This window comes from Rugamonas sp. FW305-51, assembly GCF_058786935.1.
Map to the genome: position 1 here is coordinate 1 of NZ_JBYSZG010000031.1, position 24,276 is coordinate 24,276.

The 24,276-nt window shown below is 66.7% G+C and carries 19 protein-coding genes; 12 read left to right on the forward strand and 7 right to left on the reverse strand.

The window, feature by feature from the left end:
• The 8 genes from AC3WOS_RS19485 to AC3WOS_RS19520 form a co-directional block, all read left to right on the forward strand.
• Nucleotides 1-1,142 (forward strand): ABC transporter permease (locus tag AC3WOS_RS19485; RefSeq protein ID WP_492717728.1); only part of this gene is annotated, 1,142 nt, incomplete at its 5' end.
• Nucleotides 1,143-1,144: 2 nt separating this feature from the next.
• A complete protein-coding gene (locus AC3WOS_RS19490; RefSeq protein WP_492717730.1) occupies nucleotides 1,145-2,275 on the forward strand; it encodes a lipocalin-like domain-containing protein in 1,131 nt (376 codons plus the stop codon).
• A 29-nt stretch (nucleotides 2,276-2,304) separates the two neighbouring features.
• Entirely contained in the window at nucleotides 2,305-4,143 is a 1,839-nt protein-coding gene (locus AC3WOS_RS19495; RefSeq protein ID WP_492717828.1) for an ABC transporter transmembrane domain-containing protein, read from the forward strand.
• 12 nt (nucleotides 4,144-4,155) lie between these two features.
• Nucleotides 4,156-5,253: a threonine aldolase family protein gene (locus tag AC3WOS_RS19500; protein ID WP_492717731.1), complete on the forward strand. Its 1,098-nt coding sequence runs from the start codon at nucleotides 4,156-4,158 to the stop codon at nucleotides 5,251-5,253.
• Nucleotides 5,254-5,325: 72 nt separating this feature from the next.
• Nucleotides 5,326-6,855, forward strand: coding sequence for a DEAD/DEAH box helicase (locus AC3WOS_RS19505; protein WP_492717733.1), 1,530 nt, complete (start codon nucleotides 5,326-5,328; stop codon nucleotides 6,853-6,855).
• 76 nt (nucleotides 6,856-6,931) lie between these two features.
• On the forward strand, nucleotides 6,932-7,906 hold the full coding sequence (locus AC3WOS_RS19510; protein ID WP_492717734.1) for a thymidylate synthase: 975 nt from the start codon (nucleotides 6,932-6,934) through the stop codon (nucleotides 7,904-7,906).
• 6 nt (nucleotides 7,907-7,912) lie between these two features.
• Entirely contained in the window at nucleotides 7,913-8,614 is a 702-nt protein-coding gene (locus tag AC3WOS_RS19515) for an alpha/beta fold hydrolase (RefSeq protein ID WP_492717736.1), read from the forward strand.
• Nucleotides 8,615-8,810: 196 nt separating this feature from the next.
• The gene (locus AC3WOS_RS19520; protein WP_492717738.1) at nucleotides 8,811-9,827 is read left to right on the forward strand and encodes a YeiH family protein; all 1,017 of its coding nucleotides are present in this window, start codon (nucleotides 8,811-8,813) and stop codon (nucleotides 9,825-9,827) included.
• 20 nt (nucleotides 9,828-9,847) lie between these two features.
• Here the strand turns inward: AC3WOS_RS19520 and AC3WOS_RS19525 are convergent, their stop codons facing one another.
• The 5 genes from AC3WOS_RS19525 to AC3WOS_RS19545 form a co-directional block, all read right to left on the reverse strand.
• Nucleotides 9,848-10,723, reverse strand: a complete 876-nt coding sequence (locus AC3WOS_RS19525) for a LysR family transcriptional regulator (protein ID WP_492717739.1) — start codon at nucleotides 10,721-10,723, stop codon at nucleotides 9,848-9,850.
• 202 nt (nucleotides 10,724-10,925) lie between these two features.
• Entirely contained in the window at nucleotides 10,926-11,459 is a 534-nt protein-coding gene (locus AC3WOS_RS19530) for an FxDxF family PEP-CTERM protein (protein WP_492717740.1), read from the reverse strand.
• Nucleotides 11,460-11,723: 264 nt separating this feature from the next.
• The gene (locus tag AC3WOS_RS19535; protein ID WP_492717741.1) at nucleotides 11,724-12,923 is read right to left on the reverse strand and encodes a hypothetical protein; all 1,200 of its coding nucleotides are present in this window, start codon (nucleotides 12,921-12,923) and stop codon (nucleotides 11,724-11,726) included.
• Entirely contained in the window at nucleotides 12,923-14,398 is a 1,476-nt protein-coding gene (locus AC3WOS_RS19540) for an MBOAT family O-acyltransferase (RefSeq protein WP_492717743.1), read from the reverse strand. Before AC3WOS_RS19540 ends, AC3WOS_RS19535 begins: the two co-directional genes overlap by 1 nt.
• 288 nt (nucleotides 14,399-14,686) lie before the next feature.
• On the reverse strand, nucleotides 14,687-16,465 hold the full coding sequence (locus AC3WOS_RS19545) for a methyl-accepting chemotaxis protein (protein WP_492717744.1): 1,779 nt from the start codon (nucleotides 16,463-16,465) through the stop codon (nucleotides 14,687-14,689).
• 377 nt (nucleotides 16,466-16,842) lie between these two features.
• On the opposite strand from AC3WOS_RS19545, the gene AC3WOS_RS19550 reads away from it, so the two are divergent.
• From AC3WOS_RS19550 to AC3WOS_RS19565, 4 genes are all read left to right on the forward strand, one after another.
• Nucleotides 16,843-17,331: a dihydrofolate reductase gene (locus AC3WOS_RS19550; protein ID WP_492717746.1), complete on the forward strand. Its 489-nt coding sequence runs from the start codon at nucleotides 16,843-16,845 to the stop codon at nucleotides 17,329-17,331.
• Between the two features lie 41 nt (nucleotides 17,332-17,372).
• Nucleotides 17,373-17,993, forward strand: a complete 621-nt coding sequence (locus AC3WOS_RS19555; RefSeq protein ID WP_492717747.1) for a DUF4337 domain-containing protein — start codon at nucleotides 17,373-17,375, stop codon at nucleotides 17,991-17,993.
• Nucleotides 17,994-18,158: 165 nt separating this feature from the next.
• The gene (locus AC3WOS_RS19560; RefSeq protein WP_492717749.1) at nucleotides 18,159-20,411 is read left to right on the forward strand and encodes an Orn/Lys/Arg family decarboxylase; all 2,253 of its coding nucleotides are present in this window, start codon (nucleotides 18,159-18,161) and stop codon (nucleotides 20,409-20,411) included.
• Between the two features lie 581 nt (nucleotides 20,412-20,992).
• Entirely contained in the window at nucleotides 20,993-22,432 is a 1,440-nt protein-coding gene (locus AC3WOS_RS19565; protein ID WP_492717750.1) for a sigma-54-dependent transcriptional regulator, read from the forward strand.
• Between the two features lie 244 nt (nucleotides 22,433-22,676).
• On the opposite strand, the gene AC3WOS_RS19570 is transcribed toward AC3WOS_RS19565, so the two are convergent.
• The gene (locus AC3WOS_RS19570) at nucleotides 22,677-23,408 is read right to left on the reverse strand and encodes an amidohydrolase family protein (RefSeq protein WP_492717752.1); all 732 of its coding nucleotides are present in this window, start codon (nucleotides 23,406-23,408) and stop codon (nucleotides 22,677-22,679) included.
• 31 nt (nucleotides 23,409-23,439) lie between these two features.
• The gene (locus tag AC3WOS_RS19575; RefSeq protein ID WP_492717754.1) at nucleotides 23,440-24,111 is read right to left on the reverse strand and encodes a hypothetical protein; all 672 of its coding nucleotides are present in this window, start codon (nucleotides 24,109-24,111) and stop codon (nucleotides 23,440-23,442) included.
• Nucleotides 24,112-24,276 lie beyond the last annotated feature (165 nt).

Genomic DNA, 24,276 nt, shown 5'->3' on the forward strand with positions numbered 1-24,276 from the left:
CGCCCGTGCTGACGCTGACGCTGGCCCGCCTGTCCAACGCCTCCGGCCAGGCCGGCATCGCGCTGGGCGGCGTGCTGTCCAGCTTCAGCCTGATGGTGGCCATGGCCATCATGGTGGCCAGCTTCCGCGTCTCGCTCGACGACTGGCTGCAGCACCTGCTGCCGGCCGATTTGTATGTGCGCTCGGCCAGCGGCGGCGTCACGGCCGGCCTGCGTCCGCCGGAACAGGCCGCGCTGGCCGCACTGCCGGGCGTGCGGAAGGCCGATTTCCTGCGCGCCCGCGCGCTGTCGCTGGCGCCAGACCGGCCCAACGTGGCCCTGATCGCCCGTTTTATCGACGCGGCAGACCCGGGCCGCCTGTTGCCGCTGGTCGGCCCGGCCCTGCCCGCCCCGGCCGGCATGGCGCCCGTGTGGGTTTCCGAGGCGATGGTCGACCTGTACGGCATGGCGCCGGGCCAGCGCATCGCCCTGCCGCTGGCCGGCAAGCCGCATCCCTTCTTCGTGGCCGGGGTATGGCGCGACTATGCGCGGCCCACCGGTTCGATCCAGATGCGCCTGTCCGACTACCGCGCCATCACGGGTGACCTGGAAGTGAGCGACTCGGCGCTGTGGCTGCAACCCGGCACCAGCACCGCCCAGATAATAGAGCGCCTCAAGCGCCTGCCTTTCGGCGCCCGGCTGGACTTTGGCGCGCCGTCCGACATCCGCGCCATGAGCATGAAGGTATTCGACCGCAGCTTCGCCATCACCTATCTGCTGGAGGCGATCGCCATCGTGATCGGCCTGTTCGGGGTGGCCGCCACGTTCTCGGCCCAGACGCTGGCGCGCTCGCGCGAGTTCGGCATGTTGCGCCACGTGGGCGTGACGCGGCGCCAGGTGCTGGCCATCCTCGCCATCGAGGGCGGCTCGCTCACAGGGCTGGGCATCGCCACCGGCTTCGTGCTGGGCTGGGTCATCAGCCTGATCCTCGTGTTCGTCATCAACCCGCAATCGTTCCACTGGACCATGCAGCTGCACCTGCCCTGGGGCTTGCTGGGCGCCGTGGCCGGCCTGCTGCTGGGCGCTGCCGCCCTGACGGCGCTGCTGGCCGGGCGCCAGGCCCTGTCCGGCGGACCGATACGCGCTGTCCGGGAGGACTGGTAACCATGCTCCAACTGCCTGTACTTATGTGGCCCGGCGCGCGACGCCCCCTGCTCGCCTTGACCGCGTTGATCGCGCTGGCGGCGCCACTGACCCTGGCGTCCACGCCGGCCCTGGCCGCGCCGCCACAATACGCGTCCGTCACGCCGCTGGCCGCGCCACTGCCCTTCCCCGCCAGCTACGGCGCCCATCCCGGCTACAAGACGGAGTGGTGGTATGTCACCGGCTGGCTGCAGGGCGCGGACGGCAAACCGCTGGGCTATCAGGTGACCTTCTTCCGCAGCGCCACCCCGCACGACCGCGCCAATCCCAGCCGCTTCGCGCCCAGGCAGCTGATCATCGGCCACGCCGCCCTGTCCGACCCGGCCAACGGCAAGCTGCTGCACGACCAGCGCAGCGCGCGCGAAGGCTTCGGCCTGGCCTACGCCAGGGTGGGCGACACCGACGTCAAGCTCGACGCCTGGCGCATGGTGCGCGACGCCGACGGCAGCTACCGCATCAGCGTCGACACGCCCGGCTTTGCCCTGGCGCTGCGCCTGGCGCCGCGCCAGCCAGTGTTGTTGGAAGGCGACGCCGGCTATTCGCGCAAAGGCCCGCAGCCGGCCCAGGCCAGCTATTACTACAGCGAGCCGCAGCTGGCCACCACCGGCAGCGTCACCCGCCAGGGCAAGGCGCAGGCCGTGTCCGGCGCCAGCTGGCTCGATCACGAATGGTCGTCCCAGGTGCTCGATCCGGCCGCCTCGGGCTGGGACTGGGTGGGCGCCAACCTGGACGACGGCGGCGCCCTGATGGCTTTTCAGATCAGAAGCGCCACAGGTGGTAAACTATGGGCGCACGCGACATGGCGCGATGCATCCGGTAAGATCACGCAGTATTCGCCGGACCAGGTCAGTTTTACCCCGCAGCGGCGGTGGCGTTCACCCCGCACCAATGCCGAGTATCCCGTCGCCACCCTGCTTACCACCGGACGCACCGCATGGCAGATCGTGCCGCTGCAGGACGACCAGGAGCTGGACTCGCGGCGCTCGACCGGCGCGGTGTACTGGGAGGGTGCCGTCACGGTCAGCCGCGACGGCGCACCGGCTGGGCGCGCCTACCTGGAACTGACCGGGTATGTACGGCCCATGAAACTTTGAAAACGATGACAACTCAAACTGCCAACACGATGACCAATAGCACCACCGCCAGCACACCGTCCGCCGCAGCTCCCACCGAATCCCGCCAACTGAAAAAAGGCAGCCTGGCCGCCTTCAAGGGCCTGATGCCGTTCCTGGTGCCCTACCGCCGCCAGTTCATGCTGGCCGGTATCGCGCTGGTGGTGGCCGCCGCCTCCACGCTGGCCATCCCGGCCGCGTTCAAGCAGATGATCGACCTGGGCTTCGGCGGCACGGCCGGCACCAAGAGCATCAAGCATGTGGACCTGGTGTTCCTGGCCCTGTTCGCGGTGGCCACCGTGCTGGCACTGGCGACGGCGGCCCGCTTCTACACCGTGTCCTGGCTGGGCGAGCGCGTCACGGCCGACATCCGCAGCGCCGTGTACAAGCATGTGGTCACGCAAAGCCCCGAATTTTTCGAAACCACGCAGACCGGCGAAGTGCTGTCGCGCATCACCACCGACACCACGCTGATCCAGGCCGTGGTCGGCACCAGCATCTCGATGGCGCTGCGTAACGTGCTGCTGTTCCTGGGCGGCCTGGTGATGCTGTTCGTCACCAGCGTCAAGCTGTCGTCCATCATCATCGGCCTGCTGGTGCTGACGGTGCTGCCGATCGTGATGTTCGGGCGCCGCGTGCGCAAGCTGTCGCGCGATTCGCAGGACCGCATCGCCGACGCGTCGGCCATGGCCGGCGAGATCCTCAACGCCATGCCCACCGTGCAGGCCTTCACCCACGAGAAGGTGGAATCGGACCGTTTCGGCGCGTCCGTCGAAAACGCCTTCCTGACGGCCATGCGCCGCATCCGCGCCCGCGCCCTGCTGACCATGATCGCCATCGTGCTGGTGTTCGGCACCATCGTGTTCGTGCTGTGGCTGGGCGCGCACGCCGTGATCGAGGGCACTATGACGGGCGGCGACCTGGGTCAGTTCATCCTGTACGCCTCCATCGTGGCCGGCGCCATCGGCGCCCTGTCGGAAGTGATGGGCGAAGCCCAGCGCGCCGCCGGCGCCACCGAGCGGCTGCTGGAACTGATGTCGGTCAAGTCGCGCATCGAATCGCCGGCCCAGCCGCTGGCGCTGCCGCCGCGCGCGGCCAACGGCGCGTCGCTGGCCCTGCAGGACGTCTCGTTCAACTATCCGTCGCGCCCCGACACCCAGGCGCTGGAACACCTGTCGCTCGACATCCAGCCCGGTGAAACGGTGGCCGTGGTCGGCCCGTCCGGCGCCGGCAAGACCACCCTGTTCCAGCTGTTCCTGCGCTTCTACGACCCGCAGCACGGCAGCATCAAGCTCGATGGCGTGGACATCACCCGCCTCGACCTGCACACGCTGCGCGACGCCATCGGCATCGTGCCCCAGGATACGGTGATCTTCTCGGCCGACGCGATGGAAAACATCCGCTACGGCCGCGCCGGCGCCACCGACGCCGAAGTGATCCAGGCCGCCAAGCTGGCCGCCGCCCACGAATTCATCGAGCGCCTGCCGCAGGGCTACCAGTCCTTCCTGGGCGAGCGCGGCGTGCGCCTGTCCGGCGGCCAGCGCCAACGCATCGCCATCGCCCGCGCACTGCTGAAAAACCCGCCGCTGCTGCTGCTGGACGAAGCGACCAGCGCACTGGACGCGGAATCGGAACGCCTGGTGCAGTCGGCGCTGGAAGCGGCCATGGTGGGCCGCACCACCGTCATCATCGCCCACCGCCTGGCCACCGTGCAGCGCGCCGACCGCATCATCGTCATGGAAGACGGCAAGATCGTCGAAACCGGCACCCACGCTTCGCTGGTAGCGCTGGGCGGCGTGTACGCCAACCTGGCTGCCCTGCAATTCCACAACGTCCACGTCGTCCACTGACCGGAGACTGCCTTGACCGACGCCGAACTGCGCCAGCAATGCCATACCGTCCTGCCGGGCCACCGGCAGCCGACGCCGGCCGAGACTTTCGCGGCCATGGCGGCATGGTGCGAGGCCAACGGCGTGGCGCACGACACCTACGGCGACGGCGCCCTGCTGCAGCAGTTCGAGGCGAAGGTGGCGGCCCTGCTGGGCAAGGAAGCGGCCGTGTTCTGCATCACCGGCACCATGGCCCAGGCCACGGCGCTGCGCCTCGCTTGCGGGGAACGGGGCAGCCGGCTGGTGGCCTTGCATCCGACGGCCCACATCCTGCGCCATGAGCGGGGCAACCACCAGCTGTTCGACCATTTCCAGGTACTGCAGATCGGCGACCAGTACCGGCCCTGGACGCTGGACGAACTGCAGGCCATCCCGGACCGCCTGGGCGCGGCTGCGCTGGAGCTGCCGGCGCGCGAGATCGGCGGCCAGTGCCCGGACTGGGACGAACTGGAGGCCATCAAGCGCCACTGCGCCGCGGCGAACATCCATTTGCACATGGACGGCGCCCGGCTGTGGGAAACCGCTGCGGCCTACGGCAGGCCCGTGGCCGACATCGCCGCCGGTTTCGACAGCGTCTACGTCTCGCTGTACAAGGGCATAGGCGGCCTCGGTGGCGCCATGCTGGCCGGCAGCCATGCCTTCGTGGCCAAGGCCGCCGAATGGTATCGCCGCCAGGGCGGCAATATCGTGCACCGCTCGCCCTACGTGGTGGCGGCGGCCATGCAGTTCGATGCCCGCCTGGCCGCCATGCCGGACTACTTCCGCCGCACGCAGTGGCTGTACGAAGCGCTGCGCGCGCACCCGCGGATGATGGTCAATCCGGCCCGTCCGCAAGCGAGCATGCTGCATCTGCACCTGCCCGTGAGCCGCGAGCGCGCCACGGAGATCCGCGACGAGATCGCCGCCCAACACGGCGTCTGGCTGTTCAACCGCGCCAACCATGGCGCGCTGCCGGAGCACAGTGTGGTCGAACTCTATGTGGGCGACAACCTGCTGTCGCTGCCCGACGAGCGCGTGCGCGACATCCTGGCCCTGTGGGCCGCCGCTCTCGCCAACCCCGTCACGAATTAAGCGGGCGGCCGGCCCTGGCGGCTGCGCCGCCCTTCCCGCCTTCCGCCTTTCCTGCCTCTTATTAAGCACACCATGACTTTCCATTCCCTCGGCCTGATCGATCCCCTGCTGCGCACGCTCGAAACGCTGGCCTACCGCGAGCCCACCCCGGTCCAGAAGCAGGCCATACCGGCCGTGCTGGCCGGGCGCGACCTGATGGCCGCCGCCCAGACCGGCACCGGCAAGACGGCCGGCTTCGCCCTGCCCATCCTGCACCGCCTGACCATGGAAGGCGTGGTGGCGCCCCTGTCCGTGCGCTGCCTGGTGCTGGTGCCTACGCGCGAACTGGCCGAACAGGTCTACGACAGCTTCCGTACCTATGGCCGCAACCTGCCGCTGCGCTCCTTCGTGGCCTATGGCGGGGTGCCGATCGAGCCGCAGATAAACAAGCTGCGCAAGGGCCTGGACGTGCTGGTGGCCACGCCGGGCCGCCTGCTGGACCTGCTGGGCCAGCAGGCCGTCACCTTCGACTCCCTGCAAACGCTGGTGCTGGACGAAGCGGACCGCATGCTGGACCTGGGCTTCTCCCACGATCTGGACCTGCTGTTCATGGCCATGCCGAAGAAGCGCCAGACCTTGCTGTTCTCGGCCACCTTCTCGGATGCGATCCGCGCCATGGCCAAGGGCTTGCTCAACGATCCCCTGTCGATCCAGGTCAGCCCGCGCAACACGGCCACCAAGACCGTCACCCAGTGGCTGATCCCGACCGACAAGAAGCGCAAGCCGGAACTGTTCCTGCACCTGATGAAGAAACGCCGCTGGGGACAGGTACTGGTGTTCGTCAAGACCCGCAAGGGCGTAGAACAGCTGGTCCAGACGCTGCTGCAGGAAGGCATCGCAGCCGACTCCATCCACGGCGACAAGCCGCAACCGGCCCGCCTGCGGGCGCTGGACCGTTTCAAGACAGCGCAGGTGCAGGTGCTGGTGGCGACCGACGTGGCCGCGCGCGGACTCGATATCGAAGCGCTGCCGCAGGTAGTGAACTTCGACCTGCCGACGGTGCCGGAAGACTATATCCACCGCATCGGTCGCACCGGTCGCGCCGGCGCCTCGGGCGAAGCCGTGTCCATTGTCTGCGCCGATGAAGTCGACCTGCTGGCCGCCATCGAAACCCTGACTGGCCAGGTGATACGGCGCGAGGAAGAACCGGGCTTCGAGGCCGACCACCGCGTGCCCGCCACGGGCGGCGCGGCGTCCACCACCAAGACGGACGCCCCGGCCAGGAAGAAGCGCCCCTTTACCGGCCCTCCGGGCGGCAAGGCGGCGCTGGCTGCCGGCGGCGGACAGCGACCATCCAGCACCGCGCCCGCTGGGGGGCGCGCGCCGCAAGCGGGCGCACCAGCCAAGCGCGCCACGCCGGCGGGCAAACCGGCCGCGCCAGGCACGCGCGGCGCAGGCAGCGCAGGCGGCGCCAAGGGCCCCGCTCCAGGTGCATCGGTGCCGCGCGGCGCCGTGATTGTGGCGGGCGGCCGGGGTGCCAAGTCGGTTGCGCGCAGCGCCGCCAAAGCAACGGCCGGCGGCGCGCGCAAGGCCAAGGCCGGCGGACGGGGCCCGTCCCGCTGAGCTCCGCCCTGAATCCGGCCTGCTACAATAACCGCCTTTCCGGGCCCACGGCCCTCGCCTCATGTTGGAGAATTGAATGCAGCAATACCAGGATCTGATCAAGACGGTACTCGACACCGGCAGCTGGCAGGACAACCGCACCGGCATCCGCACGCTCAGCGTGCCGGGCGCCATGATGCGTTTCGACCTGCTGAACGACGGTTTCCCCGCCGTGACGACCAAGAAGCTGGCCTTCAAATCCGTGGTCGGTGAACTGTGCGCCTTCCTGCGCGCCTCGCGCAGCGCCGCCGACTTCCGCGCCCTGGGCTGCAAAGTGTGGGACCAGAACGCCAACGAAAACCAGCAGTGGCTGGACAATCCCTATCGCCTGGGCGAGGACGACCTCGGCCCCGTGTACGGCGTGCAGTGGCGCGGCTGGCCCGGCTACAAGCTGATCGCCGCCGACCAGACGGCCCAGATCGAGGACGCGCAGCGCAACGGCTTCCGCCTGGTGGCGCCGCTGCAGGACGAGGGCGTGCCCAAGGTCCTGCTGTACAAGGCCATCGACCAGCTGCGTGAATGCCTGGACACCATCGTCAACAACCCGGGCAGCCGCCGCATCCTGTTCCACGGCTGGAATCCGGCCGACCTGGACGCCGTGGCGCTGCCGGCCTGCCACCTGCTGTACCAGTTCATTCCCAACGCGGCCACGCGCGAGATTTCGCTGTGCCTGTACGTGCGCAGCAACGACATCGGCCTGGGCACGCCGTTCAACCTGGCCGAAGGCGCCGCCCTGCTGCACCTGGTGGGCCGCCTGACGGGCTACACGCCGCGCTGGTTCACCTACTTCGTGGGCGACGCGCACATCTACGAAAACCACCTGGACATGGTCAAGGAACAGCTCACCCGTGCGCCCTTCCCCGCGCCCCGGCTGGTGATCTCCGACCGCGTGCCGGCCTACGCGCAGACGGGCAAGTACCAGCCCGAATGGCTGGAACTGATCGAACCGTCCGACTTCGCGCTGGAAGGCTACCAGCACCATGCGCCCATCACGGCGCCCATGGCGGTATAACACGCCGTGATCCGGCTCGACTTCATCCCCGGCACCATGTGCGACGAGCGCATGTGGTCCGGGCTGACGCCGCTGCTGGACGCTGGCGCCGACTGCCGGTTCGTGCCGCTGCACCAGGTCCGCGACCGGGCCGCCATGCGGCAGGTGATTGCGGCGCACAGCGCGCCGTCGGCCAACCTGGTGGCGTTTTCGATGGGCGCCTACCTGGCGCTGGAACACGCGCTGGCTCATCCGGAGCGCGTCAGCTCGCTGGTGTTGATCGCCGCCTCGGCCAAGGGCCTGGAGGCCGATGAAATCGAACGCCGCCAGCGCACCATGAAAGTGTTGGCCAGCCATGCCTACGCCGGCATGTCGGCGGCGCAGCTGCGCGACTTCGTCCATCCGTCCAACATGGAGAACCAGGCAGTGGTCGGCGTGATCCGGCAGATGGCGCTGGAACTGGGCAAGGATGTCCTGCTGGCGCAATTTGCCGCCGCGATGGAACGCGCCGACCTGCTGGACCGGCTGGCGGAACTGCGCTGCCCGGTGCTGCTGATCGGCTCCACGGACGATCGCAAGGTGGACGCCGGCGACCTGCGCCAGATGCACGCGCGCTGCCCCGGCAGCCGCCTGGCCATGCTGCACGATACGGGCCACATGATCCCGCTGGAAGCGCCGCAAGCCGTGGCGGCTGCCATACAAGACTTCTACGCCTTCGGCCCGGCATAAGGGCTGGCCCTGCGGGCGCCACGCCCATCCAAACCCAGAGCAGCAGCCAAGCCAGGTCCGCCACGCACCGCAGCGGCGAAGCCTTCTCAAATCGTTCGAACAAATCGAATGATTCATCAATAACTTACAAATAGACACAACATTACCTGCCGTCGATAATCCGTGCATACGAATAATGTAATAACGGAGCAATGCGATGATGAAAAAGGTAATAACAAACGCAAAAAGCCTGCTGCCCGGCTTGCTCCTGTGCGGCGCCGTCACCGCCGCCGCCCACGGCCTGGAGGTGCTCGAGGTGCGCCTGTTCGGCCGCGCCTGGCTGGAAAGCCTGGTGCTGGCCATCATCCTCGGCACCATCCTGTGCACGGCGCGCGGCCTGGCGCCCCGCTACCAGGGCGGCGTCAAGTTCAGCGCCAAGACCTTGCTGGAAGTAGCCGTGGTGCTGCTGGGCGCCTCCGTCAGCGCCAGCGCCGTCCTCGCCCACGGCGCCTCGATGATCGTGGGGATCGCCGTCGTGGTGGCCGTCACCATCACCGGCAGCTACGGCATCGGCCGCGCCAGCGGGCTGCCCGGCAAGATGGCGCTGCTGATCGCCTGCGGCAATTCCATCTGCGGCAATTCAGCCATTGCCGCCGTGGCGCCCGTCATCAATGCGGATGGCAAGGATGTGGCGGCGTCGATCGCTTTCACGGCCGTGCTGGGCGTGCTGGTGGTGCTGGCCCTGCCCTTGCTGGTGCCCCTGCTGCACCTGTCGGACGTGCAGTACGGCGTGTTCGCGGGCATGACCGTGTATGCGGTGCCGCAGGTGCTGGCGGCCACCGCCACTGTCTCGCAGACGAGCGTCCAGATCGGCACGCTGGTCAAGCTGGTGCGCGTGCTGATGCTGGGCCCCGTGGTGCTGGCGCTGTCCCTGCTGGGCCGCGACGATGCGGGCCGCCGGCCGCCCCTGTCGCAGATGGTGCCCTGGTTTATCGCCGGCTTTCTCGTGATGATGGGCTTGCGCTCGGCCGACGTGCTGCCGCAGCCGCTGCTGGAGGTGGCCCACGAAAGCGCCGGCTATCTGACCGTGATGTCGATGGCGGCGCTAGGCCTGGGCGTGGATGCCCGCGCCGTGCTGCGGGCCGGCGGCCGCGTCACCGGTGTGGTCGTGCTGTCGCTGGTGGTGCTGGGTGTATTCAGCGCCACCCTGATTCAGTTGCTGCGCATCGCCTGACGCGATCAGGCAAATCCGGTTCAGGCGATCAGCGCTTCCAGCGCCAGCGACGCCTTGTTCTTGTAGCGGGCCTGGTGCCGCAGCAGGCAGAAGGCGCGAGCCGGCAACGCGAAGTCCACCTTGCGCAACAGGCCGGCCTGCAGATAGGCCGCCGCCACCAGTTCCGACACGACGGTGGCAAAGCCGCCGACCATGGCCGCCGTGCAGACCGCCTCGTTCGACGGCAGCGTCAAGGCGACATCGAGCCGCGCGCAATCCATGCCCAGCGCGGTCAGCATGCCTTCAAACGCCGAGCGGGTGCCCGAGCCCTGCTCGCGCAGCACCCAGCGCCCGGCCAGCAGTTCTTCGCCCGTTACACTGATTTGGCCGTCCCAGCGATGGCCGGGCGCCACCAGTACCGCGATGCGATCCTCCGCCACCACCTGCACCGACAGTTCCGGCTCGTCGATCTCTCCTTCCACGAAACCCAGGTCGGCCCCGCCCTCGACCACGGCCCGCGCCACGCTTTGCGTATTGCCGATGGTGAGACTGAGCTCGATCTGCGGATAGCGCTGGCGGAACTGCACCAGCAGCGCCGGCAGCCAGTAGCTGGCGATGGTCTGGCTGGCGTGGATGCGCAGCGCGCCCCGTTTCAGGCCGCCCAGTTCGGCCAGCGTCAGCTCGGCGCTGCGGGCCATGGCCAGCGTGGCCTGCGCCTCGGCCAGGAAGATGCGGCCCGCTTCGCTCAATTCGATGCGGCGCCCCACCCGGTTGAACAGCGGCGTGCCGTAGCGGTCTTCCAGCGCGCGGATGGCGGCGCTGACGGCCGATGGCGTGAGCGCCAGCGCGCCGGCGGCCTGCGTCAGGTGTTCACGCTCGGCGACGGCGATGAAAATCCGTAATTGGTCTAGCGTCATGGAATGGCGGCCTCCGGGGATGGCCGGCAAGTTGCGGCAACAACAGATTGTATAGCGTGCGGCAAGGCCGCGTATAGCGCCGACGGGGCCGTCGGCGCCCGGTAGCCAGTCGGACTTAGGGTCGTCGGCTACCAGGCCCGCCGGCGCGATGCACCGGGCGGGCCAGGCGGAGGTGCTGGCCCTCCGTCTATTCAAAACAATATCAAGCCGCGTCGTTACGGCGGCGGCTACGATAGGCGACCAGGATGGCGCCGGCCAGCAGCATGCCGTAGGTGGCCGGTTCCGGTACAGCCGAGGTAATCACGGTGCCGCTGTAGCTGGTCGCTGCCGGCGACAGGATTTGGCCCGTCACCAGCAAATAGTAGCTGTCCGGCACCAGATGGCTGCTGACGAGCTTCCACAGGTCGACATTGCCATCGAGCACCTGGGTGCCACCCAGCGACAATCCGCCGGAATTGAACAGGGAAAAGCCCGTGATCTTGATGCCGTCCGTTTGCGGGCTGATGGCCGAGACGTGCGCCACCAGATTGCCGTCGCCGGTGGTGGTGAAATTGTAGCGGTCGCTGAACGTATTGCCGCCGTTGCCCAGGTCAAACACGTGACCGAAGACGTTGGCCCCCGCGCCCAGGGAAAGCGTTTGAGCAGGCTGGCTGGCGTCCGCTGCGCTGGCGGTGCCGCCCGCCAGAGCCGCACCGGTCAGCGCCATGACGGCGAGCGCCGATTTGAATTTGGTCATATTTCCTCCTTGTAGTGCGGGACACTGTCGTCCCGCAGATTGATCACATACTGCTGTTTGATCCTAGCATGGTTGATTTGACATTTTTAATCGTGCGACACTATTTCAATTCTTATAGGAAATGTTTCATATTGCCAATTTTCAGGCCATGGACGTGGTTCAACCGGGCTCCGCCCTATGAAAACCGGGACGGTACGGCACGCGCCGACGCCGCCGCCGACGTTTCCGTAGGAGACTTCCTACAAAAAGACGGGAAAAACAGGGCTATATCGGGGGGGCGTTGCGGCGCTGGCTGTCGACAATGGCGCGCACCGCGTCCAACAGGCCAGGCCGCGCCGCCAGGCAGGCAGCGCGGTCCTGTGCGATGCGCACGCGGTCCGCCTCCAGCGTGGCCTTTTCGAGCACCATGCCCAGGCCTTCGTAGCCCTCTCCGGTGGCCAGCGCACGCAGCACCTTGTCGCCCAGCGCCTTCTTGAAGTGGCCGCCCTCCCAATACCATTGCGTCGGCGCCGGCGATCCGCTGGCCGGCACCGCTTCGCACTGGCGCTCGCCGAACCCGCTGAAGTCGGCAAGCACGATGCGGGCGCCGGGGTGGCGCGCCCGTGCCGCCTCGACTTCCTGCGCCAGGATCGCCTTCCACGCCTCGAACCTCGGCCACAGCCCGGTTTGCTCGAACAACAACAGCACCTGGGCGTGGTAGGGATAGATGACCAGTTTGATGTCGGCGTCCGATGCGGCCAGCAAGTCGAGGATGCGACGGGTATCGCGCCTTGCCCCGTCGGCATCGAATCGGGCGCGCGCCTTGCGCAGGTAGTTGGCCGCGTTCTCCTCGGCACGGCGCTGGAACATCAGGTGATAACCATCGACCCGGGCAAAGGCAAGGTACTCGCGCAATGGGTTGAAGCCGCGCGGGCTGATCGACTCGGCGTAGGCATCCTGCTGGATGCGCAGCGTGCGCACGCTGTCCTTGAGCGAGGCGAACGAGTAAAGCGTGTCGAAGCGCCAGAACGCGCGGTCGGCCGGATGGACCGCCGCCACGGGCGATGCCACGGTGTGCGCGGAGCGCGGCGCATCCGCAAAATCGAGAAATTCCATGCCGACGATGGCGCCAGCAGGCTTGACGCCACGCGCCAGCAAGTAGGCGATCTGGCCGATCGCGGTGGCCATGCCGGAGCCGGAGATGGCCAGGTTGTACGCGTTGCCCAGGGTCTCCGGGTCGAATCCGATCTCGGCGCGCGAATTGCCAAAGATGAATGTGGCCGCGCCCGAGCGCAAGGCATTGGTGGCCTTGATCTCGACCTGATAACGCGTGAGCGCAGGCTTGACCGAGTTCATGCCCGCCCGGTTGACGGCGCCGTACAGGCTGTAGGGGTCGACCACATAGACGAAAGCGGCGCAGGCGACGCTGCCGGCGGCCAGCGTGAGCAGGACGGTGCGCAGGAAGGTGCGGGTATGCGCTTGCATCAGAACTGGAAGTAAAGAAAATCGCTGGGGCGATTAAGTGAGAGCAGGTCCAGCAGCGCGATCACGCCGATCACCACGCCCCACGCGCGTGTCGGCGCCCATGCCAGGCGCGCCGGCCGACAGGCGCCGCAGTCGAGCGCAGGTTCGAAACGCGCCGTGATCTGCTGGGTATTCGGGCCCAGGAACACGATGGCGGCGACCGCGCCGATAGCGCTCCAGGTTTCGATGAACTGGCTGCCGCCGCCACCGTAGAAGGTGACACCCAGCCGTTCCATGGCCGGCAGCAGGCTACCAAGCCGGCTGGCAAAGGCATCGGGCAGCGCGATGCCGTTGGCGCCACTCATGCCCCGTGCCATCGCCAGCGCCCCGTGCAGGTCGGTGGCCCGGAAGAATACCCACGCATAGCACACGGCGAGGAAGGTGATCGCCGTCGCGCAGCGCCGTTCCAGCGGCAGGCGCAGCGCAGTCCATGCATGGTGTACGGCGAGGTAGAGCCCGTGCAGCCCGCCCCAGATCACGAAGTTCCAGCCCGCGCCGTGCCACAGGCCGCCGAGCAGCATGGTGGCCATCAGGTTGGCGTAGCGGCGCACCTTGCCGCGCCGGTTGCCGCCCAGCGGAAGATACAGGTAGTCGCGCAGGAAGCGCGACAGGGTCATGTGCCAGCAACGCCAGAATTGGCTGATGTTGGCCGCCTGGTACGGAGAATTGAAATTGAGCGGCAGCCGCACGCCGAACAGGCGGGAAAGGCCGATCGCCATGTCGGAGTAGCCGGAGAAATCGAAATACAGCTGGAAGGCATAGGCCAGCACGCCGCCCCATGCCACCAGCAGCGACGGGCTGCCGCCATGGTTGAATACCGCATTGGCATAGGGCGCGATGTTGTCAGCAATGAGCACTTTCTTGGCCAGCCCGGCGAAGAAGATGGTGGCGCCGACCGCGAAATCGAGCGCACGGGGACGGTAGATGCGCGGGTCGGCGAACTGCGGCATCATTTCCTTGTGGTGCAGCACCGGTCCGGCCACCAGGTGCGGGAAGTAGGTCACGAACAGCACGTAGTGCACGAAGCGGCTCTCGCTGACCTTGCCCTGGAAGGTATCGACCAGGAACGCGATCTGGGTGAAGGTGAAGAATGAGATCCCGACCGGCAGCACGATGGCCGGTATCGGCAGATGCACGGTCGCCGCGAGGAAGCCGGCATACTTGAACCAGCCCAGGGCCAGCAGGTTGGCCGCAACCCCGGCCGCCAGCCAGCGCCGGCGCGGCCTGTTTCGCAACAGGACGCCAAACCGGTAGTTCAGCAGGACCGAGGCAAGCAGCAAGGGCAGCAGGCGGGGATTCCAGTAGCCGTAAAAGAACAGCGAGGCGACGGCCAGCCACCAGGCCGCGGCCACGGTCGAACGGCGCCCCAGCAGGAAAAAGCCGGCCAGCACGGCCGGCAGGAACAGCAGCAAGAAGGATTGAGAATTGAACAACATGGCCGGCGCGCCAACGGAAATGGCCATCGTAAGCCGGCCCGCGCGGTGCGGCTTTATGCCAGATCAAGCCACGCGACTACCCGCGCGCCGGGCGGTGGTGCGGCACGCGGCCATTTGCCACCAGCCTTTGCCATCCGCCTCATTTGTCATTTGTCATTTGTCATTTGTCATTTGTCATTTGCCATCCGACATCCGACATCAGCCATTTGCCGTCCGCTCTCCGCCTTCCGCCATCGCCCCCCTCGCCTACACCAACGCCCGGGTGCCGCCCAGCAGCGGCGCCAGGCGTCAGAACTCCTCCCAGTCGTCCTCAGCCTGGTTGCTGTTGACCACAGCCTTGGCACGGGCCGGCGCCGCGGCAGGCGCCGGCTTGGCCGCACGCTGGGCAGCTGGCTTGAGCGTCCGCACCGGCGCGGGCCGGGCCGCGGATGGGCGCGGGGCGGTGGCGGACAGCTGTGGCGAGGCGGCGGATGGCCGAGCCGCGGCCGCCGCAACCGGCGCCATGCCGTCCAGCCGGAACACGCTCACCACCTGGGCCAGCGAGCCGGCCTGGTCCTGCAGCGAGGTGGCGGCGGCCGATGCCTGCTCCACCAGCGCCACGTTCTGCTGGGTAATGGCGTCCATCTGGCCGATGTCGCCGTTAATCTGATCCAGTCCCGCCGTCTGCTCCTGGCTGGCCTGCGTGATCTCGCCCATGATGTCGGCCACGCGCTGGATACTGGTGACCACTTCCTGCATGGTCGCCCCGGCCTGGTCCACCAGGCGCGCGCCGCTGCCGACCTTTTCCACGGAATCGCCGATCAGTTCCTTGATTTCCTTGGCCGCACCGGCGCTGCGCTGGGCCAGGTTGCGCACTTCCGACGCCACCACGGCGAAGCCGCGCCCCTGTTCGCCGGCGCGGGCCGCCTCGACGGCCGCGTTCAGGGCCAGGATGTTGGTCTGGAAGGCGATGCCGTCGATCACGCCGATGATGTCGACGATCTTCCTGGAAGAATCGTTGATCGATCCCATGGTCTGCACCACTTCGCTCACCACGCTGCCGCCCCTGACGGCCACTGCCGAGGCCGACTGCGCCAGCTGGTTGGCCTGGCGCGCGTTGTCGGCGTTCTGGCGCACGGTGCCCGTCAATTGTTCCATGGCGGAGGCGGTGCGCTCGAGCGAGCTGGCTTGTTCACCGGTGCGGGCCGACAGGTCCATATTGCCGGCCGCGATCTGGCCCGACGCGCTGGCAATGGTATCGGTACTGCCCCGCACTTCGCGCACGATGCTGGCCAGGTTGCCCTTCATCCGGTCCAGCGCCGTGAGCAGCGCCCCGATCTCATTGCTACTGTGCGATTCGATGCGGCCCGTCAGGTCGCCGCCGGCCACCCGGGTGGCGATCGCCATCGCCTGTTGCAGCGGGCCGGAAATGGCGGCCAGCAAGGCCATGCCCACGGCGCCGCCCAAGAGCAGGCCCACCGCCAGCACGGCCACCATGGTCCAGGTGGTCGACTGGAGGCTGGCGTCCACGGCCGCCTCGTTGGCCTGGGCCTTGGCCGCCGCAAATTCCGTCAGCGCCTTGAGGGCGGCATCGCCCTTGCGGTAGGACGGGTTGATTTTCCGGATCAGCACCGATTCGGCTTCATCCCATTGGCTGGCCTGGATGGCGGCGCCGGCGGCCTTGATGGCCTCCAGCCCCAGGCCGGCGCTGTCGGCGTACCATTGCTCGGCCAGGCGCTTCTCGTCCGGTGAAGCGATGGCGCCCAGGTAGGCGTCCCAGCGCTTGGCGGTACGGCCCGTGTAGGTATTGATCAGGTCGAAATGCACGGTCAGCGGATGGTCGTGCAGCTTGGCCCAGGCCAGGTCGGGGTTGTGCTGCAAGGCTTGCAGGATCTGGCTGCGGCTCTGCTCCATGTCCAGCCGCATCGCGTTGAGCTCGGTGCTGTGCTGCTGGTCGCGCAGGGTGACTTGCCGCACCAGGCCGACGGAATGGCCGGCGCCGTAGATGCCCATCAGGCCATTGGCCAGCATCAGTGCCAGCAGCACGGCCAGCACGCCTATCACCAGAGTGCGTATCTTAAGGTTCATAAACATGTCCTACTCCCTGTATTGGTATTGTTCTCGGCGCCAGGCCCGGTATGTCCCACTCCCGGCACTGCTATTGTTCTCGGCGCCAGGCCCGGATGGGGAGTTGTTAAATTTCCAACTGGAAATCGCTAACAATTCCCCCGTACAATACGCAAAAAAATCAAACATGAAACTCACACATTTTCACTCTGGAATGATTGATCTAAATATCATTGTGCAAGTCACTGTGCAGTCTCCCCTTGCGGGGCCGAATTCAACGATAATGTCGCCACAACGCCGCGCGCCAAAAAAGCAACGCAACAGCAACGCAACTGCAACCAAACGGCAGCACCGGAACGCGGCCATTCCGACCAGCCCTTTCAGGACTTGAGCAGCACATGAGCCAATTGAACATCATCGTCGCCATGGACGCCCAGCGCGGCATCGGCATCGCCAACACCCTGCCGTGGCGCCTGCCGGAAGACCTGGCCCATTTCAAGCGCCTGACGACGGGCCACCCCATCCTGATGGGACGCAAGACCTTCGAATCGATCGGCCGGCCGCTGCCGGGCCGGCGCAACATCGTCATCACCCGCAACGCCGGCTGGCGCCACGACGGCGTGGAGACGGCCGGCTCGCTGGCCGCCGCCGTTGCCATGGTGCAAGACGTTCCGGCTTACATCATAGGCGGCGCCGAGATCTACGGACAGGCCCTGGCGCTGGCCGATCAGCTCGATCTGACCTGCATCAACCAGACCTTCGCCTGCGACGCCTTCTTCCCCGCTATCGTCGAGGAAGACTGGGTCGAAACGGCCCGCGAACCCCATATATCGGCCGATGGCCTGGAATATGCCTTCGTCACGCTGCGCCGCAAGGCCGGTCAATAACGCCATTCATACCGACACTTACTGAGAGGAAGCCTACCACCATGTCAGGTCACGGATTTCACGTACACGGCCCGCACGATCACGCGGTCGAACATGCTGCCCACAGCAGCGATAGCTTTTCCAACAACATCGCCGTCATGACGGCCATCCTGGCCACGGTGGGGGCCATGTTCGGCTACCAGGGCGGCGCTACCCAGAACGACGCGGCCCTGTTCAAGAACAACGCCGCCATCGACAAGACCCAGGCCGCCAACAGCTGGAACTACTACCAGGCCAAGTCGAACAAGCAGAACCTGGCCGAGCTGGCCATGACCCTGCCCGGCGTGGACGCGGAACGCTACAGGTCGGAAGTGGCGCGCTACAAGGCGGAAAAGGAAGACATCAAGAAGGAAGCGGAAAAGTGGGAGGCATCGTCCAAGGAATGGAACCACAAGTCCGATGAAGCCATGCATGCCCACCACCAGTGGGCGCTGGCCACGACGGCCGAGCAGATCGCCATTTCCCTGGCCGCCATCACGCTGTTGACCCGGAAGAAATGGTTGCAAGGGGCCGCCTACGGCATCGCCGGCATCGGCATCGCGCTGGGCGCTTTTGCCTGGCTCCATGTGGACCCGCTGGGCGTCCTGCTGCTCAAGCTGGGCGGCGGCGCCGCCGGCCACTGACGGTAACGGGACGATAACGCGAAAAAGCGCTAATTTTTTCACCACAGCGCCCCCATTTCTGCGAGAATCCCGTTCTTATTTTTTTTATGCGCCCAATATAGAGCAATGGGCGCCCAGCCCGCCCCTGTACAACCGTCAGGGGCGGTCTTCTTTTTTGGAGACAGCATGAAATTTCGTTTCCCCATCGTCATCATTGACGAGGATTTCCGTTCCGAGAACACGTCCGGCCTTGGCATTCGTGCCCTGGCCGATGCGATGGAAAAAGAAGGCATGGAAGTGCTGGGCGTGACCAGCTACGGCGATTTGTCGCAGTTCGCGCAGCAGCAATCGCGCGCCTCGGCCTTCGTGCTGTCGATCGACGACGAGGAATTCGGCGGCGGCTCGGTGGAAGAAACCGACCACGCACTCAAGTCGCTGCGCGCCTTCGTCGAGGAAATCCGCTACAAGAACGCCGACATCCCCATCTACCTGTACGGCGAAACGCGCACTTCGCGCCACATCCCGAACGACATCCTGCGCGAGCTGCACGGCTTCATCCACATGTTCGAGGACACGCCGGAATTCGTGGCGCGCCACATCATCCGCGAAGCGAAGTCCTACCTGGACGGCCTGTCGCCACCGTTCTTCCGCGCCCTGGTCCATTACGCCAACGACGGCTCCTACTCCTGGCACTGCCCCGGCCACTCGGGCGGCGTAGCGTTCCTGAAGTCGCCCATCGGCCAGATGTTCCACCAGTTCTTCGGCGAGAACATGCTGCGCGCCGACGTCTGCAACGCCGTCGAAGAACTGGGCCAGCTGCTCGACCACACCGGTCCCGTAGCCGCCTCCGAACGCAACGCGGCGCGCATCTTCAACGCCGACCATTGCTATTTCGTTACCAACGGCACGTCGACCTCGAACAAGATGGTGTGGCACTCGACTGTCGCCCCGGGCGACATCGTGGTGGTGGACCGCAACTGTCACAAGTCCATCCTGCACTCGATCATCATGTGCGGCGCCATCCCCGTGTTCCTGATGCCGACCCGCAACCACCTGGGCATCATCGGCCCCATCCCGCTGGAAGAGTTCACGCCCGAGAGCATCGCCCGCAAGATCGAGGCCAACCCGTTCGCGCGCGAGGCGGCCAACAAGAAACCGCGCATCCTCACCATCACCCAGTCCACCTACGACGGCGTGATCTACAACGTGGAAACGCTGCGCGAAATGCTGGACGGTAAGATCGACACCCTGCATTTCGACGAAGCATGGCTGCCGCACGCCACCTTCCACGACTTCTACAAGAACATGCACGCCATCGGCAAGGACCGCCCGCGCGCCAAGGAGTCGATGATCTTCTCGACACAGTCCACCCACAAGCTGCTGGCCGGCCTGTCGCAGGCCTCGCAGGTGCTGGTGCGCGAGTCGGAATCCGTCAAGCTGGACCAGGACGCCTTCAACGAGGCTTACCTGATGCACACCTCGACCTCGCCGCAATACTCCATCATCGCCTCGTGCGACGTGGCCGCGGCCATGATGGAAGCGCCGGGCGGCACCGCCCTGGTGGAGGAATCGATCATCGAGGCGCTGGACTTCCGCCGCGCCATGAAGAAGATCGACGAGGAATGGGGCAAGGACTGGTGGTTCAAGGTGTGGGGTCCGGACGAGTTCTCGGACGACGGCATCGGCTCGCGTGAAGACTGGATGATACGCGCCGAGGACACCTGGCACGGCTTCGGCAAGCTGGCGCCGGGCTTCAACATGCTCGACCCGATCAAGGCCACCATCGTCAATCCGGGCCTGTCGCTGGACGGCCAGTTCGCCGAGACCGGCATACCCGCCTCCATCGTCACCAAGTACCTGGCCGAGCATGGCGTGATCATCGAGAAGTGCGGCCTGTACTCGTTCTTCATCATGTTCACCATTGGCATCACCAAGGGCCGCTGGAACACGCTGCTGACGGCGCTGCAGCAGTTCAAGGACGACTACGACAAGAACCAGCCGATGTGGCGCATCCTGCCCGAATTCGCGGCCGCCAACCCGGTCTACGAGAAGATGGGCCTGCGCGACCTGTGCCAGCAGATCCACAACTTCTACAAGGCCTACGACGTGGCGCGCCTGACGACGGAGATGTACCTGTCGGACATGATTCCGGCCATGAAGCCGTCGGACGCCTTCGCCAAGATGGCGCACCGCGAGATCGAGCGCGTGGCGATCGACGAACTGGAAGGGCGCATCACGTCCATCCTGCTGACGCCGTATCCGCCGGGCATTCCGCTGCTGATTCCGGGCGAGCGTTTCAACAAGACCATCGTCGACTACCTGCGCTTTGCACGCGACTTCAACGAGCGCTTCCCCGGCTTCGAGACCGACGTGCACGGCCTGGTCAAGCGCGAAGTGGACGGCAAGCGCGGCTACTTCGTCGACTGCGTCAAGCAATAAGCTGTACGTCGGCCTGTCCAGCGGCGGCGCCTCAGGGCGCCGCTTTTTTTTGGGGGGCGGGGTCTTCACGGATCCCCGGAACGCCTGTAGGGGCGCGGCAGGCGTCGGCGTTCTGAGGTTGTCCTATGGTCTAATTCGGTCGAGTTCGAGCCGGCTGAGGCTAATCTGGTCTGAATTTTCCGAGCGCCAGTCCAAAACTGTCCATGAAGTCCGGGCCTCGGGTCTAATCTGGTCGCATCTTTTGACGTGAGAGTCTAAAACGAACCAGCTTTCGATTCCCCTGTCCAACTTCTAGACTCATTAACCTGGCGCGCATTATGCGCCGCCAGCCCCTGACGTTCCAACCGGGCACTGGCCGCCCCGTTTCCCCAGCCGTACGCTGGTCGCGCCAGCACCGCCTGCCGCGCACTATTGGCACACCGCAAACGGCTGCACTGGACGCCAATCTATAGTGCAGCACTGCCATCCACGCACGCGCCACGCTCAACATTTCCTGTACACACGGCGCCGCGCGGCCAGTCCTGCGCCGGCCCAAACCAACGCCTGCGTAACACACGCAAAGCTCCGCTCACAAAAATGCCATGAACCCGCCCCCGCCCGCCGTCTGGCTGCACGCCGCCAAACCAGCACTGTCCGCGCACACCAGCCAGGTGGCGAACCTGCTGGCCAAGGAAGGCATCGCCGTCCATGCGCGCGATGGCGGTGGGCCCGCCTGCGGTATCGCGCTGGCCAAGGAAGGCATCGCCATCCATGCGCGTAATGGCGGCGGGCCCGCCTGCGGCATCGCCGTGCTGGACGACGCCGACGAGGAACAACTGGCCGCGTTGACCCCATGGTGTGAAGACGGCTGCGTACTGGCCCTGTTGTGCCGCGCCGATGCGCCCACGTCCGCCATGTCGTGGGCCGCGATGGGCGCGGGCGCGGCCGATGTGCTGTGGTGGCCCCCGGCCGGCGCCGACCCGGCACCGCTGCTGGCCCGCATCCGGCGCCGTCTGGCCGTCCAGCAGCTGGTCGATTCGGAGGCCGTATGCCGGATGCTCGTGGGCCGCAGCATGGCTTGGCGCGCCCTCGTGCGCGAAGCGGTGGAAGTGGCGGCCTTCAGCACCTCGTCCGTGCTCATCACGGGCGAGACGGGCACCGGCAAGGACCTGATCGCCCAAGCCATCCACCAGCTGAGCGGCTGCCCGGGCGAACTGACGGTACTCGATTGCACCACCCTATCGCCTGAACTGGCCGGCAGTGAACTGTTCGGCCACGAACGGGGCGCGTACACGGGCGCCGTGGGCGCGCGCGACGGCGCCTTTGCCCAGGCCGACCATGGCGTCCTGTTTCTCGACGAGATAGGCGAACTGCCCCTGCCCCTGCAGGCGCAACTGCTGCGGGTGGTGCAGGAGCAGAAATACAAACGGGTGGGCAGCAACACCTGGCAACCGAGCCGGTTCCGGCTCGTGTGCGCCACCAACCGCGACCTGGAACAGGAAGTGGCGCGCGGCCAGTTCCGCGCCGACCTGCTGTACCGCATCGCCGGCTGGCGCTGCCGCACGCCGCCCCTGCGCGAACGGCGCGACGACATCCTGCCGCTGGTCGCCCACTTCCTGGCCGCCCATGCCCACCCGCAGCCCGGCTGCGAACTCGATCCGGCCGTGCGCGAGTACCTGCTCACACGCGACTACCCCGGCAACGTGCGCGAGCTGCGCCAGACGGTGGCGCGCCTGTGGCACCGGCACTGCGGCGCCGGGCCCATCACGCTGGGCGCCGTGCCGCCGGACGAACGTGCCCTGTGCGGGGCGCACCTGGCCGCACCGTGGCCGGACGCCGCATTTGCCAGCGCCATCCGCCATGCGCTGGACCAGGGCATAGGACTGGCGCGCATCACCCAGGCCAGTGCCGACACGGCCATCCGCATCGTGCTGGAGCAGGAAGGCGGCAGCAACCAGCGCGCCGCCCAGCGCCTGGGCGTGACGGACCGCGCGCTGCAAATCCGCCGCAAGGCGCGCCCGGACGATGGACGCCAAACTTGAGCGGAACGCGCGAATGTAGGCCCGCACTTGCAGTTGCGGCCATGCCCCTGCGTCCGCCGAGCGCGAAATGAGGAAGAAAATGGGGACGTACCCCTTTTCTAACCCTGCCTCCGCCGGGCGCAATATTAGGGACGTAACACGATTTTTGAAAATGGGGACGTACCCCTTTTTATACCTCCTTTTTACGAAAATGGGGACGCAACGCGATTTTCGCCTCTGCACCGCGCCGCGACTTGATCCGCTGTCAGCGCTCCAGCCGGCACAAACGCATCAGGTTACCTCCCAGGATCAAGCATTCCTCCTCCTCGGGCAGGCCGAGCAGCCGCACCTTGTGCAGTTCCAACCCCGGATGCAACCACGGACCATCTGAACCGAACAGCACCTTGTGCGCCCCGGCGCGCCGCACGGCTTGTTGCAGCAGATCGAAGCGTCGTATGCCAGCCGTGTCGGTGTAAATGTTCGGATGGCGTGCCAGCTGGTCGATCATGGCCAGCTGCGCGCCCCAGTCGTCGGCAAAGCTGCCCAGATGGGGCAGGATGAAATCGACGTCCGGATAGTCCTGGGCCAGCAGTTCGGCCACGGCCACCTCGCCCATCGGGTCGTACAGCACGGGCAGGCGAAAGGCGCGGGCCGCATCGCATACCTCGCCGTTGATGCGTGCGTCGTGCCGGTGCAGTTTAACGCCGACAAAACCCAGCCGTTCGACCGCTTCGCGCAGCATGGCGTGGATGCGCCCCCGGTCGCGCGCGGCATGGACGAAGGCAAAGCCAAGGAAGCGTTGCGGCGCCGCCGCCACGATGCGCGCCACGGCCCGGTTGGCATGCCGGTAGTCCGAATGGAAGGCCGCAAACAGCACGGTACGTGCTATCCCCGCGCGCGCGGCACGGCGCAGGTAGCGTTCCAGGCCCGCGTGCGCATCCCAGGGGCCGGTCAGCCCGTCGCCGGGCCCCGCATGGCAATGGCAGTCGATGATCACGGCAGCGCTCCCGGGCAAGACGGACGACCGATCAGAAATCGCCGCTCAACACGATCCGGTTGCCACGCCGGCGCCAGCGCCCGGTGGCACCGCCAGGCATGGGCATCGCGCCAAAGTCTCGGCATGTACCGCCTTGCGCGGCGGTGCCGCCCGCCATGGCTGGCCGCGCCAGCGCGGGAATATGGCGGCGCGCCGCGACCAGCACGGCGGCACGCACGGCCCGCGGGCTGCCGTCGCCCTGCCCCGCCAGCTGCGCCGCCGTACCGGCCAGCCGCACGAAGCGGCGCGCCGATTCGAATTCCCGCTGCTGCGCGGCGAGGCCTTCAAATTCCATCTCCAACGCCTGGCTGACGGCGCTGCCCACTGCGCGCCCCAGCGCCGTGCCGACGCCAGGTATGGGGATCAGCGACCCCAGCGCCCCGCCCACGTAAGGCAATGCCTGCTTGGCCACCGCCTTGAGCACCCCGCCCAGCGGCGCCGCCACCTTCTTGACACCTTTCCAGACGCTGCTGAATACGCTACCCAGAAATTGCTCCATCTCCGCCTCGCTGGACACCGACAGCAACTCCATCGCCAGCTCCTGTTCGCGCGCGGCGCTGAACGGCAGGCCGGGGCGGGCCGCCGCGGCCCGGAACGGCATCACGTCAAAAGCGGCTGCGCCGCGTGCGCGGCATTGGGGACAATTGCAATACGGTTGATGCATGATGCTCTCCTTTGAACTGGTAAATCGAGCCCAGTCGCCGCCCGCCGCCTGAGGGATGGGGAACAACTCGTCCGACGGAGTGCCATCGTCGCCGTCGTCGTAAATATCGAACATGTCGCCATAGGGGCCCGCACTGTATCCATGCCCGGGATAGGGCCACCTGTA

Bases quoted from the DNA above. Each gene is read 5' to 3' on its own strand.
- AC3WOS_RS19490 (WP_492717730.1), top strand. From the start codon at position 1,145: ATGCTCCAACTGCCTGTACTTATGTGGCCCGGCGCGCGACGCCCCCTG.
- AC3WOS_RS19495 (WP_492717828.1), top strand. From the start codon at position 2,305: ATGACCAATAGCACCACCGCCAGCACACCGTCCGCCGCAGCTCCCACC.
- AC3WOS_RS19505 (WP_492717733.1), top strand. From the start codon at position 5,326: ATGACTTTCCATTCCCTCGGCCTGATCGATCCCCTGCTGCGCACGCTC.
- AC3WOS_RS19510 (WP_492717734.1), top strand. From the start codon at position 6,932: ATGCAGCAATACCAGGATCTGATCAAGACGGTACTCGACACCGGCAGC.
- AC3WOS_RS19520 (WP_492717738.1), top strand. From the start codon at position 8,811: ATGATGAAAAAGGTAATAACAAACGCAAAAAGCCTGCTGCCCGGCTTG.
- AC3WOS_RS19525 (WP_492717739.1), bottom strand. From the start codon at position 10,723: ATGACGCTAGACCAATTACGGATTTTCATCGCCGTCGCCGAGCGTGAA.
- AC3WOS_RS19530 (WP_492717740.1), bottom strand. From the start codon at position 11,459: ATGACCAAATTCAAATCGGCGCTCGCCGTCATGGCGCTGACCGGTGCG.
- AC3WOS_RS19535 (WP_492717741.1), bottom strand. From the start codon at position 12,923: ATGCAAGCGCATACCCGCACCTTCCTGCGCACCGTCCTGCTCACGCTG.
- AC3WOS_RS19540 (WP_492717743.1), bottom strand. From the start codon at position 14,398: ATGTTGTTCAATTCTCAATCCTTCTTGCTGCTGTTCCTGCCGGCCGTG.
- AC3WOS_RS19545 (WP_492717744.1), bottom strand. From the start codon at position 16,465: ATGAACCTTAAGATACGCACTCTGGTGATAGGCGTGCTGGCCGTGCTG.
- AC3WOS_RS19550 (WP_492717746.1), top strand. From the start codon at position 16,843: ATGAGCCAATTGAACATCATCGTCGCCATGGACGCCCAGCGCGGCATC.
- AC3WOS_RS19555 (WP_492717747.1), top strand. From the start codon at position 17,373: ATGTCAGGTCACGGATTTCACGTACACGGCCCGCACGATCACGCGGTC.
- AC3WOS_RS19560 (WP_492717749.1), top strand. From the start codon at position 18,159: ATGAAATTTCGTTTCCCCATCGTCATCATTGACGAGGATTTCCGTTCC.
- AC3WOS_RS19565 (WP_492717750.1), top strand. From the start codon at position 20,993: ATGAACCCGCCCCCGCCCGCCGTCTGGCTGCACGCCGCCAAACCAGCA.
- AC3WOS_RS19575 (WP_492717754.1), bottom strand. From the start codon at position 24,111: ATGCATCAACCGTATTGCAATTGTCCCCAATGCCGCGCACGCGGCGCA.